The organism is Thiobaca trueperi (assembly GCF_004342175.1).
Lineage (GTDB): Bacteria > Pseudomonadota > Gammaproteobacteria > Chromatiales > Chromatiaceae > Thiobaca > Thiobaca trueperi.
Map to the genome: position 1 here is coordinate 1 of NZ_SMAO01000004.1, position 15,197 is coordinate 15,197.

The 15,197-nt window shown below is 63.5% G+C and carries 12 protein-coding genes, 1 tRNA gene and 1 pseudogene; 2 read left to right on the forward strand and 12 right to left on the reverse strand.

The features are described from left to right. Positions 1-30 precede the first annotated feature (30 nt). The 7 genes and pseudogenes from EDC35_RS08155 to rpsU all read right to left on the reverse strand — a co-directional run bounded on the left by EDC35_RS08155 (position 31) and on the right by rpsU (position 6,233). Positions 31-762, reverse strand: a complete 732-nt coding sequence (locus EDC35_RS08155; protein ID WP_132976770.1) for a hypothetical protein — start codon at positions 760-762, stop codon at positions 31-33. A gap of 241 nt (positions 763-1,003) precedes the next feature. Continuing rightward, positions 1,004-1,180 (reverse strand): annotated as a pseudogene (locus tag EDC35_RS08160) (IS3 family transposase); the annotation flags it as partial. Positions 1,181-1,359: 179 nt separating this feature from the next. Next, a tRNA-Ile gene (locus EDC35_RS08165) sits at positions 1,360-1,435 on the reverse strand. 55 nt (positions 1,436-1,490) lie between these two features. Further along, positions 1,491-3,356 carry an RNA polymerase sigma factor RpoD gene (gene rpoD, locus EDC35_RS08170; RefSeq protein ID WP_132976772.1) on the reverse strand — a complete coding sequence of 622 codons (1,866 nt, stop codon included), beginning with the start codon at positions 3,354-3,356 and terminating at the stop codon, positions 1,491-1,493. A 199-nt stretch (positions 3,357-3,555) separates the two neighbouring features. Beyond that, positions 3,556-5,307: a DNA primase gene (gene dnaG / locus EDC35_RS08175; protein WP_132976773.1), complete on the reverse strand. Its 1,752-nt coding sequence runs from the start codon at positions 5,305-5,307 to the stop codon at positions 3,556-3,558. Positions 5,308-5,443: 136 nt separating this feature from the next. Then, a complete protein-coding gene (locus tag EDC35_RS08180) occupies positions 5,444-5,887 on the reverse strand; it encodes a GatB/YqeY domain-containing protein (protein ID WP_132976774.1) in 444 nt (147 codons plus the stop codon). A 130-nt stretch (positions 5,888-6,017) separates the two neighbouring features. Next, a complete protein-coding gene (gene rpsU, locus EDC35_RS08185; protein ID WP_007041206.1) occupies positions 6,018-6,233 on the reverse strand; it encodes a 30S ribosomal protein S21 in 216 nt (71 codons plus the stop codon). Positions 6,234-6,396: 163 nt separating this feature from the next. Here rpsU and tsaD point away from each other — a divergent pair, with 163 nt between their 5' ends. Then, complete coding sequence (gene tsaD, locus EDC35_RS08190; protein WP_132976775.1) at positions 6,397-7,440, forward strand: tRNA (adenosine(37)-N6)-threonylcarbamoyltransferase complex transferase subunit TsaD; 1,044 nt, start codon at positions 6,397-6,399, stop codon at positions 7,438-7,440. Here the strand turns inward: tsaD and EDC35_RS08195 are convergent. The 4 genes from EDC35_RS08195 to lpxK are packed head-to-tail and all read right to left on the reverse strand — an operon-like array spanning position 7,376 to position 10,822. Next, complete coding sequence (locus EDC35_RS08195; protein WP_132976776.1) at positions 7,376-8,653, reverse strand: sensor histidine kinase; 1,278 nt, start codon at positions 8,651-8,653, stop codon at positions 7,376-7,378. The two genes, tsaD and EDC35_RS08195, sit on opposite strands and share 65 nt — an antisense overlap. Further along, entirely contained in the window at positions 8,646-9,038 is a 393-nt protein-coding gene (locus EDC35_RS08200; RefSeq protein WP_132976777.1) for a VanZ family protein, read from the reverse strand. Before EDC35_RS08200 ends, EDC35_RS08195 begins: the two co-directional genes overlap by 8 nt. Before the next feature lie 37 nt (positions 9,039-9,075). Continuing rightward, the gene (gene kdsB, locus EDC35_RS08205) at positions 9,076-9,846 is read right to left on the reverse strand and encodes a 3-deoxy-manno-octulosonate cytidylyltransferase (protein WP_132976778.1); all 771 of its coding nucleotides are present in this window, start codon (positions 9,844-9,846) and stop codon (positions 9,076-9,078) included. Further along, positions 9,839-10,822 (reverse strand): tetraacyldisaccharide 4'-kinase, encoded by a 984-nt coding sequence (lpxK, locus tag EDC35_RS08210; RefSeq protein WP_132976779.1) that lies wholly within the window; start codon positions 10,820-10,822, stop codon positions 9,839-9,841. The genes kdsB and lpxK overlap by 8 nt, the downstream gene beginning before the upstream one ends. A gap of 275 nt (positions 10,823-11,097) precedes the next feature. On the opposite strand from lpxK, the gene smc reads away from it, so the two are divergent. Beyond that, complete coding sequence (smc, locus tag EDC35_RS08215; RefSeq protein ID WP_132976780.1) at positions 11,098-14,637, forward strand: chromosome segregation protein SMC; 3,540 nt, start codon at positions 11,098-11,100, stop codon at positions 14,635-14,637. A gap of 25 nt (positions 14,638-14,662) precedes the next feature. On the opposite strand, the gene EDC35_RS08220 is transcribed toward smc, so the two are convergent. Beyond that, positions 14,663-15,196 (reverse strand): GNAT family N-acetyltransferase, encoded by a 534-nt coding sequence (locus tag EDC35_RS08220; protein WP_165903377.1) that lies wholly within the window; start codon positions 15,194-15,196, stop codon positions 14,663-14,665. Between the last annotated feature and the right edge of the window lies 1 nt (position 15,197).

Below are 15,197 nucleotides of genomic sequence, written 5' to 3' on the forward strand. Positions count from 1 at the left end.
GTGAGACAGTAGTCAGACATGGCGAAGATTCTACAGATCCGGTTGATGTGTCACAAAATGCCTGTCGGCGAAAAACTCAAATGAGAGCGGTATATATGCGAGCAACTGCCGTTCTCGGAGGGAGCAGGTCCTCAGCCGATGGGTGATGGAGTCGAGGGAACGCTTGATTTTAGAGAAGCGATCTATCCCAAGATGGAATCTTGGGAGTTGTACAAAAGCCTCGTCACCGGGCTCGATCATCAGTTCGGTGATTCCAACCATTTCGAGGATGGCATGGGGGATAAGCCGATATTCCCACTTGAACCCCAGCCCATATTTGGCGTGCCGACCGAACCCAACTGGAAGAGATTCGAGCAGTGCGTCAAACTCGCTAATCGTTTCTGGAAGCGGCCAAGGCTCATGCTCTTCCGCTACAACCGTGATCGTGGTGAGTTCGTTGTACTTAGGCTTCAAAAACGTCTGGCGATAAGACGCAGAGACCAGAGGGAACATATCGAGCTTCCGCTCAGTCACGCGCGCCAACAGCACCGTCTGCTGAGTATTATTCTGACCTTCCTGTGGATTTGGATCGCGGTGCGCGTAAACCTCAATGCACTCGTCGCCGTCATGGGTCGTCCTCTTCAATGACACGTTCATGGCTTCGGCGCCAGCCTCGCGGTCATCAGTCGATTCTTCCTCGCTGGCTAGTTCATCAGTCACTCCGGAATAGGTATCGTCGATACCAAGAGGCGCACGAACCTGGCTCTCGATATTCTGTGGCATTGCATCAAACCTCGCTGATGAAGTATTTGTCTGGTTTTTTCCCGCGTGCTCGGGTAACCGTCCGCTTCTGGGATGGAGCTCAGTACAGTACAAAACGAATAGCGGCACCTAACTAATACAGCACGAGCCTCATGTCATGCTCGACCTTGAACGGCTGTCCATCTAGCATGAATACGAGGACGCAGAGAAGTTCGGCACCGAAGCTGGCCTGCTCGACGTACAGGTAGTCCGTTTATTGCTAACCGGTACCGCGTTCGTGCTGTCGAACCCCGTTGTGCAGTGTCTGATCCGTGCAGCCGATCTTGGCGGCGATCGATTCAACCGCCGCCCAGAGGGACGGATGATTGGGCCGCGACTCGAGCACCATGCGCACGGCACGCTCGCGGACCTCGGGGAAAAACTTCACAGACTTCTTCATGGCTCCATCTTCTCAAGAGTTGGAGCCTCCGCGAAACCCGGGGCGGTTCACTACCGCCCGCCTGCACAAGCCGCCGAACCGGACGCGCGCCCCAAGCTGGCAGTCGTCAAAAAATCCTGACGCGATTACACCGGGCAACAAAAAGGGCTTGCCGGATTGCCGGTAAGCCCTTGTTTTCATGGTGCCCCAGGAGAGATTTGAACTCCCGACCAAGCGATTATGAGTCGCCTGCACTAACCGCTGTGCTACTGGGGCGTGGCAGGAATCATTGACCGTCGCGCCGCCATCCCTGGCCGCGCAGGGATGCGGTTCAGTCGGTATCCAGAAAGCTGCGCAGTTTATCGGATCGCGTCGGATGACGCAGCTTGCGCAGCGCCTTGGCCTCGATCTGACGGATGCGCTCACGGGTGACATCGAACTGCTTGCCGACCTCTTCGAGCGTGTGGTCGGTGTTCATGTCGATGCCGAAGCGCATGCGCAGCACCTTGGCCTCGCGCGAGGTGAGGCTGGCAAGCATGTTCTGAGTCGCCTCGCGCAATCCTTCTGCGGTCGCCGAATCGACCGGCGAGATGACGCCGGAGTCTTCGATGAAGTCACCAAGATGCGAGTCTTCGTCGTCGCCGATCGGGGTCTCCATCGAAATGGGTTCCTTGGCGATCTTGAGCACCTTGCGCACCTTGTCCTCGGGCATGTCCATGCGCGCCGCCAGCTCTTCCGGAGTGGCCTCGCGACCCATTTCCTGGATCATCTGGCGCGAGATGCGGTTGAGCTTGTTGATGGTCTCGATCATGTGCACCGGGATGCGGATGGTGCGCGCCTGATCGGCAATCGAACGGGTGATGGCCTGACGGATCCACCAGGTGGCGTAGGTGGAAAATTTGTAGCCGCGACGATATTCAAATTTATCGACCGCCTTCATCAGACCGATATTGCCCTCCTGGATCAGATCCAGGAATTGCAGCCCGCGATTGGTGTATTTCTTGGCGATGGAGATCACCAGTCGCAGGTTGGCCTCGACCATTTCCTTTTTGGCGCGACGGGCCTTGGCCTCGCCGATGGACATCTTGCGGTTGACTTCCTTGATCTCGGCGATGGTGAGGATATTCTCGCGCTCGACATCCTGTAGCTTGCGCTGGGCGCGACGGATGTCCTGGGCCAGTTCGGCCAGACGGGGCGCATAAGCCTGGCTGCTGGCAAGCTGCTGTTCGAGCCAGTCCGGGTTGGTTTCATTATCCGGGAAGGTGTCGATGAACAGCTTGCGCGGCATGCGCGCCTGTTCAACGCAGAGATTCATGATGAGCCGTTCCTGACCGCGAATCCGCTCGATGGTCTGGCGCAGAAGCTCGGCGAGCTCCTGAAAGACCGGGGCCACCAGCTTGAATTGCAGAAAGACCTCGGAGACCTCGGTCATGGCAGCCCGCGAACGCTCATCGTCCCGGCCATGGGCTTCGAGCGCGGCGCGGAGCACATCGAACCGTTCGCGCAGGAGATTGGCGCGCCGTGCGGCGTCTTCCGGATCCGGGCCGGTATCGACGACCACGGCTTCGTCGTCTTCGGTATCGGTGTCAAGGTCGGTGTCGGCGGCATCGAGATCCGTCTTCTCGGCCAGAATGTCCGTCTCGGCAACGACAACAACGGGCGCGACGACGACCGGGTGATCGTCTTCGGCATCGTTGAAACCGGAGATGACGTCGGTCAAGCGCGTTTCTTCACGCTCAACCCGGTCGAAGATCTCGATCAGCTTCTCGACCGAGCGCGGGTAAACCGACAGCGCGCCCAGCACCTGATTGAGCCCTTCTTCGATGCGCTTGGCAATCAACAGTTCGCCTTCGCGCGTCAGCAGCTCGACTGTCCCCATCTCGCGCATGTACATGCGGACCGGATCCGTGGTGCGACCGAATTCGCTATCGACCGTGGCCAGCGCGGCAGCGGCGGCCTCAGCCGCTTCATCGTCGGAGACGGCCGAATCGCTCAGGGTATGATCGACGACATCGGGCGCGACCTCCTGCACCATGATCCCCATGTCGTTGATCATGCGGATGATGTCTTCGATCTGATCCGTCTCGACAATGCCGGGAGGCAGGTGGTCGTTGACCTCGGAATAGGTGAGATAACCCTGTTCTTTGCCCTTGGCGATCAGTTGCTTCAGTTGGGACTGCTGCTGTTCTTGATCCATGGGATACCTTGACTCGGTGCGGCGGAAGGCGGCTTAAAAGTGAACCGCGAATTGTAGCATAAAAATTCAATTTCACTTAGAGCAAAACGATCATCTTGAAATCCTCTGCCAACGTTTGCGATGGATGAAACCCAACTCGTTTCTCACCCAACCCTAAATAGTCGAAACCCATTGAAAAACCAAGTCGCGGCCAGGAGAGTCAGTGCCGTTCGTCACGCCGAACCCGCGCCGCTTCGGCCTCGCGCTCCATCTCGGCGCGCACCTCAGCAGACCAGTCCGCCGTGCTGCGCTGATTGAATGAGCGATTGCGCTCGGCCTTGCGCACCTGCTCGCTCAGTCGCGCCAGGGCGCCGGTAAAATCGGCGGCGACATCCTCTGCGGCAATGTCCTGGAGAAAGGACGCCACGCTCAGACGCTGGAGATAGGCAAAATGGGGGTGTTCGCGCCAGCGTTCCAGTAGCGCGGCCGTGCTCATGGCGGGGTGAGCCGCAAGCGTGTCAAGCAACTGCGCCAGCACCTCGATGCCGGGAGTTGTGGAGCGACGCCAGTCATCAGGCGCTTGTGCGGCCTGGGCCGCCAGCTCGGGATGATCGAGCAGCAGGGCGATGGCCTGGGCGATCAGGCTCAGACGCTGAGGCTGGCCGGGCCGGCCAACCCGACGGCGCGCGTGCACCGGAGGCGCTGGCGGCTGTGCGGGCAATCCAGCCAGCTCGGCCAGCCGCTTGAACAGCAGTTCGCGATAGAGGCCGACGGGCATCCGTTCGATCAGCGGTCTGGCGAGGCTGGCGAGTCGCGCGCGACCCTCGGGGGCGGTCATATCCAACTGCTCCGACAGATGCCCGAACAGAAACTCAGAGAGCGGTCGCGCCGTCTGCACGCGGGCCGTGAAGCCTTCGGCCCCCTCGCCACGCACCAGGGTGTCGGGATCCTCGCCATCGGGCAGAAAGAGAAAGTGGATCGACTGATGACCGGTCGCCAGCGGCAGCGCGGTTTCCAGCGCCTTCCAGGCGGCCTCGCGACCGGCGCGGTCGCCGTCGAAACAGAAGATGATCTCCGGCGCGGTGCGCAACAGTTGCTGAAGATGGTCGGCCGTGGTGGCGGTGCCCAGCGTCGCGACCGCGTTGGTGACGCCGAATTGAGCCAGGGCGATGACATCCAGATAGCCCTCGACCACCAGCAGCGAGGTCAGCCGGCGATTGGCCTGCCGGGCCTCGAACAGGCCGTAGAGTTCGCGCCCTTTGTGAAAGACCGGGGTTTCGGGCGAGTTCAGATATTTCGGCTTGCCCTCGCCGATGAGTCGTCCGCCGAAGCCGATCACCCGTCCGCGCCGGTCACGAATGGGGAAGATGATGCGCTCGCGAAAACGGTCATAGTGCCGACCATCCTGCTCGGCGAGCAGACCGCAGGTCATCAGCCGCTCCCGCTCAGTGGCGCTGCGGCCAAGACGCGACAGCAGAAAATCGTAACCCGGCGGCGCGAAACCCAGTTCATAGCGGGCGGCGATCTCACCGGTCAGGCCGCGCGTCTTGAGATACTCGACCGCGCGGGCGGCCTGCGGATGTTCCCGCCATTGCTGGCGGTAGAGCGCAGCGGCCTGTTCGAGCAGTTGATAAAGGGGGGCGTAATCCGGGCCGGCCTGAACCACCTCGCCGTCAGTCGGAACCTCCAGACCGGCACGCTGGGCCAGTTCCTCGACCGCCTCGCGAAACGGGAGGTGATCGTGGTCCATCAGAAAACCGATGGCGGTTCCATGCGCTCCGCAGCCGAAGCAGTGATAGAACTGCTTGCTGGGACTGACGGTAAAAGAGGGGGTTTTTTCGTCGTGGAAGGGGCAGAGAGCCTGATAGTCCTTGCCGGCCTTGCGGAGCTGGATGCGCGAGCCGATCAGATCGACGATGTCAGTCCGTGCCAGCAGATTGTCGATGAATTCAGGTGGGATTCTGCCGGCCATGATTTGAGCGCGAGCAGCTTCAGGTGATTGTCAGATCTTCAATTGGACAGGATTAACAGGATTTTTCAAGATTAACAGTAAAAACAATTCGTTAAGAATTCTGTCCATCCTGGGAAATCCTGTGAATCCTGTCTATTCAGACCCCGAGCCGCTGCTTGACCAGCGCACTGACGGCGCCCATGTCGGCACGACCCTGTACCTGCGGACGCAGCACGGCCATAACCTTGCTCATGTCGCTCATCGCCACCGCACCGGATGCCGCCATCGCCTCGTCCAGCAACCGGCTCAATTCGGCGTCGGTCAGGGCGGCAGGCAGATAGTCCTGGATCACACCGACCTCGACCCGCTCGACCTCGGCCAGATCCTCGCGCCCGGCGGCACTGTACTGGGTGATGGAATCGCGCCGCTGCTTCACCATCTTGTCGAGCACGGCGAGCACCTGCGCATCGTCGAGTTCGATACGCTCATCGACCTCGCGCTGCTTGATGGCGGCGAGGATGAGACGGATGACGCCAAGCCTGACCTTTTCGCCCGCCTTCATGGCGGTCTTCATGTCGTCCTGGATTTGCTGCTTGAGCATGGGCTGACACCTGTTGCGGGGCGGCTGTCGCGGGGAAAGATGAAATCTGCCGCCTGCGCGAATCGGCAGGCGGGCAGTCGAGCAATCGGAACCACACCCCGAAACCAGCCGGGATGCAGGCTTGCTCCACTCAGTACGGACGTTCCCAGCGACGGGATTCGCGCTGCAACTTCTTCTGATGACGCTTGACGGCAGCGGCTTTCTTGCGCTTCCGCTCGGACGTGGGCTTTTCGTAGAACTCACGACGGCGGACCTCAGCAAGCACCCCTGCCTTTTCGCAGGACCGCTTGAAACGCCGCATAGCGACTTCGAATGGCTCGTTTTCTTTGACGCGAACGCTGGGCATAGAGTGTCCTTCAGTGTCTCCAGACGAGTGGAATGAACGAAATAAAGTCGCGGATTGTAGCGGTCATTCAACCTGGATTGCAAATCGGGACAACAAATCGAGCGGGGCCATCAGACGCGCGTTCCGTTATGATCCATGCTTTCGCATTTTGGGACGGAAAAACATGCGCGTATTGGGCATCGAGACATCCTGCGACGAGACCGGGATTGCGATCTATGACGGCGAGCAGGGTCTGCTCGCGCATGCAGTCTACACGCAGGTCGCGATTCATGCCGAGTATGGCGGCGTGGTGCCCGAACTGGCCTCGCGCGATCATGTCCGCAAGACCCTGCCGCTGATCCGCCAGGTGCTCGACGAGGCGGGTCTGCCACCCGCTTCCATCGATGGCGTGGCCTTTACCGCCGGGCCGGGACTGATCGGCGCCCTGCTGGTGGGAGCCGCCCTCGGGCGTAGCCTTGCCTGGGCCTGGGGCGTGCCGGCCATCGGGGTGCATCACATGGAAGGCCATCTGCTGGCGCCGCTGATTGAATCACCCGCACCGGCGTTTCCCTTCGTCGCGCTGCTGGTCTCGGGCGGTCACACCCAACTGGTCGATGTCGCAGGTGTCGGGCGTTACCGCATCCTGGGCGAATCGCTCGACGATGCCGCTGGCGAAGCCTTCGATAAAACGGCCAAGATCCTCGATCTGCCTTATCCCGGCGGCCCGGAACTGGCGCGGCTCGCCGAACGGGGCGATCCGCAGCGCTTTCGTTTTCCGCGCCCCATGACGGATCGTCCGGGGCTGGATTTCAGTTTCAGCGGACTCAAGACCTTTGCCCTGAACACGGTTCGCACCGAACTGCCACTGGCAGCCGATCCGGTACAAACCCGCGCCGACATCGCGCGCGCCTTCGAGGAGGCCGTGGTCGATACCCTGGTGATCAAATGCCGCCGCGCCCTGCGCGAGACCGGACACCGGCGCCTGATCCTGGCCGGCGGGGTCAGCGCCAACCGGCGTCTGCGCGAGCGGATGGATTCAGCCATCGCCGCCGAGGGTGGCGAGACCTACTATCCGCGCCCCATGTTCTGCACCGACAATGGCGCCATGATCGCCTATGCCGGCTGGCAGCGGCTGCGCGCCGGTCAGTCTGAGCCGCTGGCCTTCAAACCGAGGGCGCGCTGGCCGCTGGAGGCGTTGCCGCCGCTGTGCGCATCAGCGGCAGGGTGAAATGAAACACGGCACCCTCTTCCGGTTCCGGCTCAGCCCACAGACGCCCGTCGTGCGCCTCGGCAATGGCGCGACTGATGGCCAGTCCCAAACCCAAGCTGGAATCGTTGGTGGACGCAAAGATGTCGAATACGCTCTCATGCCGACCCGGCCCCAAACCTGGCCCGGTGTCGCGCACGATCAGCTCGACCTCGGACGCGCGCAACATCGCCTCGATCGCGATCTCGCGCCGCGCCGATCCGGCATCTTCGATGGCCTGTACGGCATTGCACAGCAGATTGACCAGCACCTGCTCGATCTGCACCGGATCGGCGAAAATCTCCGGCAGATCCGTGTCCGCCGCACACCGGAGCTGGACCTTGTGATCCGATGCAAACCAGCACACTAGGTCGCAGGCGCGCGTCAGCACCTGCTCCAGCGGCACCGCCACCTTGCACATCTGCCGGCCACGCAGAAAGGTTCGCAGCCGCTCCATGATGTCGCTGGCCCGCCGCACCTGACCATTGATGCGGTCGATGACACCGATCAGACGCTCGGGATCGGCAGCCGGCCCTTGCGCCAGTTGCCCCGCCGCGCTACAGAAAAACCCGGCCGCGCTCAACGGTTGCAATAATTCATGGATCAGCGAAGAGGCGAGAATCCCGACCGCGTTCAAGCGCGCGACCTGCGCCAGGGCATCACGCGCCCGTCGCATCTGCTCTTCGGCGAGCCGACGCTCGGTGATATCGACCAGCACCGTAAAACACTCGACCCCGACCAATGACTCGCGCCGACTGGAGCGGAGACGCATCACCCGCTCAGTGGCGTGCGAGTTGAAATCCAGCACCAGATCGTCAGCCGCCGACGGCAATCCGGACTGATCGAAGACCCGCCGCAGATGATTCAAAAAGGCGTCGTGCTGGGCCGCCACCAGGAACGGCAGAAAGGAACCGCCCTCAAGCTCGGAATCCGGTCGTCCCAGCATCTTCGCCGCAGTGAGATTGACCGCACGAATCACACCGGCGCGATCAAAGACCACATAGCCCACCGGCGCCTCATCGAAGAGTCGCGCATAGCGATCGCGCGACAGCTCCAGCTCGGTCTGGATCTGGTGGAGTTCGCGGCGCTGCCGCTCCAGTTCGAGCTGCTGGATCCGCAGCTCCAAGGCCAGACCAGAATCCGCGCCACTGGCGGTGCCCGCCCCTTCGACGCCTACATCTTCCTTCTCACTCATCGTGTTTTCCTGCCCGGCCTCTCAGTCGCATCAGACCCGTCACAGCCAGCGCCAGCGCCAACCCGACCGCATCGGCAACGATATCCAGCCACTCCGCCTGCCGGTCCGCAGTCAGCGACTGCAAGCCCTCGATTACCAGACCATAGAACAGCAGCATCACCAGCAGCCGTCCGCGTGCCTGCGGAAAGGACCGCCAGCCCAACAGCCCGAGCACGGCAAAGGCCGCGATATGATTTGCCTTATCCCAACCCAGATCCACAGGAGGCAGGGCTGAATTCGGCAACAGCGATAACAGCAGCACGCCCCCCAGACCAGTCCAGAAGGCCAGCCGGACCAAACCGCGTTCCAGATCCGTCGCCCGGACGCCGCGCCACAATCGACTCATATCGCACACCCCAACATCTTCAGGTGGTTTCCAGAAATCACCTTAATAGCGACTGCCGCACCGCCCGCGCCAGATCATCCGCCGTATCCACCCCCGGCCCCGGTTCCTCGGCAGCAACGCTCACATGAATCCGCTCGCCATGCCAGAGCACCCGCAACTGTTCGAGCGATTCGGCCAGTTCCAGCGGCGCGGGTTCCCAGGCGACATAGCGCTTCAGAAAGGCGGCACGGTAGGCATAGAGCCCGATGTGACGCAGAAACCCGACCGTCGCAGGCAGGACTGGATGATGCTGCCCTAGAAACTCGTCGCGATGCCAGGGAATCGGCGCGCGCGAGAAATAGAGCGCAAAACCGGCGGCATCGGTCACGACCTTGACCGCGTGCGGATCGAAGAGGATGGCGCTGTCATGGATCGGGTAGGCCAGGGTGGACATGCCGACCCCGGCCAGCGCGCCCAGATCGGCTGCCACCTGATCGATGAGCGCCGCCGGCATGCAGGGCTCATCGCCCTGAAGATTGACCACGATGGTCTCGTCATCCCAGCCCCGCCGCTCAATCACCTCGGCCACACGGTCGGTGCCGCTGCGGTGTGCGGCATCAGTCAGCATGGCCTCCACGCCTGACCCTGCGCACGCATCAATGATGCGCGGATCGTCGGCGGCGACCAGGATCTCCGCTGCCGCACTCTCCAGCGCCCGCTCGATCACATGCCGGATCATCGGCTTGCCGGCGATGTCGAGCAACGGCTTGCCGGGCAGACGGGTGGAGCCGTAACGGGCCGGAATGACAACCTTGAAGCCACTAGTCATGAGTCAACCCTGAAAGTTGAGAGAAAAACCGCTCCAGAAAGCGGTCATCGAGCACCGCTTCCACCGGTAAAAACCAGTGCCGGTCGCCACCGAAGGACGCGCATTTGACGGCATCCTTTTCGGTCATCAGCACCGGCGCATCCGACCAGCGCGCCAGATCGGACGCCGAGAAGCGATGATGATCCGGGTAAGGATGCGGCTCGATGTCGAGTCCCGCCTCACGCAGCAGCGCGAAGAAACGACCGGGGTTGCCGATCCCCGCGACCGCCTGCACCCGCTCACCGCGAAAATCGGCCAGCGGTCGGGTCAGATCGGGGTGCGCAAGATTCACCGCCGCGCCGGGAACCAGGCGCATAGCGTGCTCATGACCACTTCCGCCGTGATAGAGCACCAGATCGACGCGCGTCAAACGGCTTGCCGGTTCGCGCAGCGGCCCGGCAGGCAGACAATGTCCATTGCCGAAACCCCGCTCGCCATCGACCAGCAGGATCTCCAGATCCCGCGCCAGCCGCCAATGCTGCAAACCGTCGTCGGTCAGCAGAATATCGCATCCCACGCCGAGCGCCAGCCGTCCCGCCGCAACCCGATCCGGCCCCGCCACCACCATGCAGCCGCTGCGCCGCGCCAGCAGCAGCGGCTCATCGCCGATCAGTGCCGGATCGCTGTCGATCTGCACCCGCTGCGGCCACTGCGCCGCCCCACCGCCATAACCGCGCGTGAGAATGCCGGGCGTCCAGCCGCGCTCGCGCAGCAGGGCCGCCAGTCGCAGCACCAGCGGCGTCTTGCCCGTCCCGCCTACGGTCAGATTGCCGACCACGATGACCGGAACCGGCAGACGATGACAGGTCAGCCAGCCGCGCCGATAGGCGATCTGGCGCAGCCGCACCACGGCGCAATAGAGCCAGGACAGCGGCAACAGCAGCAACGCCAGAGGGTGACGGTGGCCGTACCAGATGGGAGCGGGGTCCAGGATCATTTTTTGTTTGGCGGGCTTGAAAAATTCAGCTTACCCCGTCCATCCCTTGTTGACTATCCCGCGCAGGACGGGGTATCTACCCGGTCCCGAACCTTAAATCATGCGCTTCCGCTCATTGGTGCGAACCAGTTGATTATCCGTGACCTCGATCCTGCCATGCTGACCGTTCCACGCCGCACTGGCTCTTGCGATCCGATTCAGGGCGGGATCGCTCTTGGCCGGCTGTCAGCCAACTCCGGCCCTGTTGTTCAGACGCGGTCTCCGGGGGCCGCGCGATGAGGCTCGAAAAGATCAGGCTCGCCGGCTTCAAGTCGTTCGTCGATCCCACGACCGTGCTCTTTCCGAGCAATCTGGTGGGTGTGGTCGGTCCCAACGGCTGCGGCAAGTCGAATGTGATCGATGCGGTGCGCTGGGTGATGGGCGAGAGTTCGGCCAAGATGCTGCGCGGCGAGTCGATGGCGGATGTCATCTTCAATGGCAGCACCGGACGCAAGCCGGTCGGCATTGCCAGCATCGAGCTGGTGTTCGACAACAGCGACGGCGGGGTCGGGGGCGAATATGCCGCCTTCAATCAGATCTCGGTCAAGCGGCAGGTCTCGCGCGACGGTCAGTCGGGCTATTTTCTCAACGGCTCGCGCTGCCGGCGGCGCGATATTCAGGATCTCTTTCTCGGCACCGGCCTGGGGCCGCGCTCTTACGCCATCATCGAGCAGGGGATGATCTCGCGCATCATCGAGGCCCGGCCCGAGGATCTGCGGCTCTTTCTGGAAGAGGCGGCGGGCATCTCCAAATACAAGGAGCGGCGGCGCGAGACCGAGACCCGGATGCGCCACACCCGCGAGAATCTGGAGCGTCTGGACGATCTGCGGGAAGAGGTCGGCAAGCAGTTGCAGCATCTGGAGCGTCAGGCCGCGACCGCCGAGAAATACACCCAGTTGCGGGCCGAGGAGCGGCGTCTGGATCTGGAATTGAAGGCGCTGCGCTGGCGCGCGCTGGACACTGAGATCCAGGCACAGGAGCGGCAGTTGGGCGAGGCGGAGACGACGACCGAGGCCGGTCTCGCCAGTCAGCGCCGGCTTGAAGCCGATATCGACTCGCATCGCGAGGACTTCAACGCGGCGTCGGATCGCTTCAACGCGGTTCAGGGCCGATTCTATGCCGTCGGCGCCGAGATCGCGCGCGCCGAGCAGGCGATCCAGTTCGCCAGCGAGGCGCGTGGTCGGCGCGAGGCTGAACTGGTGCGTCTGGAGCAGGAGTTGTACGAGGCCGGGCGTCATCTGGAGCGCGATCAGGCGCGTCTGGCCGGGATCGCGCAGGAACTGGCGCGCGATGAGCCCGACTGGCGCGCCGCCGAAGACGCCTTGAGCGCCGCCGCCGGGGTGGTCATGACGGCGGAGGATCAGCTCAAAGGCTGGGAGGCCGAGTGGGATGCCTTCAATCAGACCGCTGCCCGTCCGGGCGAGCAGGCGCAGGCCGAGCGGGCGCGGATCAATGCGCTGGAACAGAGCCTGGGCCGCGAGCGCGAGCGTCTGCGCCGGATCGAGGACGAGATGGCGCGTCTGGCGTCAGCCGACATCTCGCCCCGCATTGATGAACTGGCCGAGCGTGAGGGCGAATTCGCCGAACGGATCGACGCGCTGGAGGGCCGCGAGCGGCAGTGTGCCGACGAGGTCGATGAGCGCGACGATGACCTGCGCCAACTCGCCGATGAACTCGATCAGTTGCGCACCGGGCTTCAGGAGTCCAGAGGCCGTCTGGCCTCGCTGACCGCGTTGCAGGAATCGGCGCTGGCGGATACCGATGGCGCGCGCGCCGACTGGCTGGCGGGGCAGGGGCTCGCCGATGCTCCGCGTCTTGTCGATCATCTGGAGGTCGATGCCGGCTGGGAGCTGGCGGTGGAAACCGTCCTCGGCGACGCGCTGCGGGCAGTGGGCACGAGCGGGCTGGAGCGGCATGGCGTCGCGACTGATGCGCTACCGCCGGGACTGGTGCTGCTGGAGACGGGCGGGTCGGCGGCTGGGTCGCCGACGGGTGCAGCGGCGCAGACCGATGCGCTGCTGTCGCATGTCCGCGCCCCCTGGCCGCTCGACAGTCTGCTCGGCGGTGCGCGGGTGGCGGATCGGCTCGCAGATGCGCTGGCGGTGCGCGAGACGCTGGGGCCGGGCGAACGCCTGATCACGCCTGAGGGCATGCAGATCGGTCGCAACTGGCTGGGTGTGCCAGCGAATGATGCCGGCGGCGGCGTGCTGGCGCGGGCGGAGGCGATCAGGACACTGCAAGCCGGGATCGCGGAGCATCTGGCGCGCGAGACGGACCTGCTGGACGAGGACGAACGTCTGCGCGAGGCGCGGGACGCAGCCGAACAGGCGCGACTCGACGCCGCACAGGCACGCGCCGCGCTGGAGCGCGAGGCATCCGCGTTGCGCAATGAACTCAGCGGTCTGCGCATCCGGCGCGAGCATCAGCAGGAGCGGTTGCGGGCGCTCGCCGGTGAGTGCGCCGAATTGACCGAGCAGAGTGCGGAGGCCGTCGCCGAGATGGAAGAGACCCGCGAACGGCTGCATGCGCTTCTGACCGAACTGGAGACGCTGGCCGAACGCCGCGAGACCATGACGCGCGAGCGCGAGTCGCTGCGGGCAGCGGTCGCCCAGGGTCGCGAACGGGAGCGCCACTGCCGCGAACAGAGCCAGAGCCTGCGGGTCAGCGTCGAATCCAACCGTGCGGCGCGCGAAGCGACCCAGCAGAGTCTGACCCGCGCCCAGGAGCAGCGGGTTCAGCTTCAGGAGCGGCGCGACGAATTGCTGGAGGCACTTGAAGAAAGCGTCGAGCCGCTGGCCGAGCAGCGCGAACAACTCGACGAACTCCTGTCGCGACAGGTCGAGGTCGAACAGGAACTGAATGCGGCACGCAACCACCGCGAGTCACTGGATGCCGCCGTGCGTGCCCTGGAGAAAGAGCGTCAGCGGGTGGAACAGTCGGTTCAGACCAGCCAGCGCGGGCTGGATGCGCTGCGGCTCGAACGTCAGGAGCGTCTGGTGCGGCGTCAGACCCTGGTCGAACAGCTTGCCGAGGCCGACAGTCAACCGGCGGCGGTGCTGGAGTCGATGGATCCGGCGACCCTGGCCCTGAGTGCGGAGCCGGGGAGCGAGTCGCGCTGGCAGGAGGAACTGACCAAGGTCGGGGCGCGCATCCAGCGTCTGGGGGCGATCAATCTGGCCGCCATCGACGAATTCAGGGAACAGTCGCAGCGCAAGACCTATCTGGACGCGCAGCATGACGACATCAGCCGCTCGCTGGAGACCCTGGAGCAGGCAATCCGCAAGATCGACCGCGAGACGCGACACCGGTTCAAAGAGACCTATGAGCAGGTCAACGAGGGCTTTCAACAGCTCTTTCCGCGTCTCTTCGGCGGCGGACAGGCTTATCTGACCCTGACCGACGAGGATCTGCTGGAGACCGGGGTCAGCGTCATGGCGCGTCCGCCGGGCAAACGCAACTCGACCATCCATCTGCTCTCGGGCGGCGAGAAGGCGCTGACGGCGGTGGCGCTGGTGTTTGCCATCTTCCAGCTCAATCCGGCGCCCTTCTGCATGCTCGACGAGGTGGACGCGCCGCTGGATGACGCCAATGTCGGGCGTTTCTGCGAGCTGGTGCGTTCGATGTCCGAACAGGTGCAGTTCATCTTCATCAGTCACAACAAGGTGACGATGGAGATCGCCGATCATCTGCTGGGCGTGACCATGCACGAGCCGGGCGTCTCGCGGCTGGTCTCGGTGGATGTGGACGAGGCGGTGCGTCTGGCCGGGGTGGCCTGACGGCTGGCGGGTGTGTTGTTTTGGTTCAGGTTCTGTCGCGCGGGGATAAACGCAGCAGGATCTCGGTGCAGCCATCGCGCACCAGATCGGGCAGATCGCCGACGGGCACGAAGCCCTGCCGTGCATAGAAACGCCGCGCCCGGTCATTCGAGGCCGACACCGTCACCCAGAGATTGGGCGCTGTGCGGGTCGTGCGGGCAGCCAGCCAGTCGATGATGACCTGCCCCAGACCCTGTCCCTGAGCGCCATCACAGAGTGCGAAGAGTTCGAGATAAGCGCCGCGCAGCCAGGGCTCGCGCACCGTCATCACACCCGAGAGGACGCCCCGATGCAGAATGGCATGACGGGACAGGGCGCAATCGTCGCGGGTCAGATACCGCTCCAGACCTGAGACGGTCGAGCCAAGCCCGCGCCACGGCTCCATCTCCACCAGCTTGGCCGCGAGGATGGTCGCCTCGTTGGCATCGAGCGGGCGCAGGGTCAGGGTTGGCGTCAGGCAGACATCTCCCCCTCCCCCGGCGGGAGGGGGCTGGGGGGAGGGGGAGAAGAGTTCACGCATC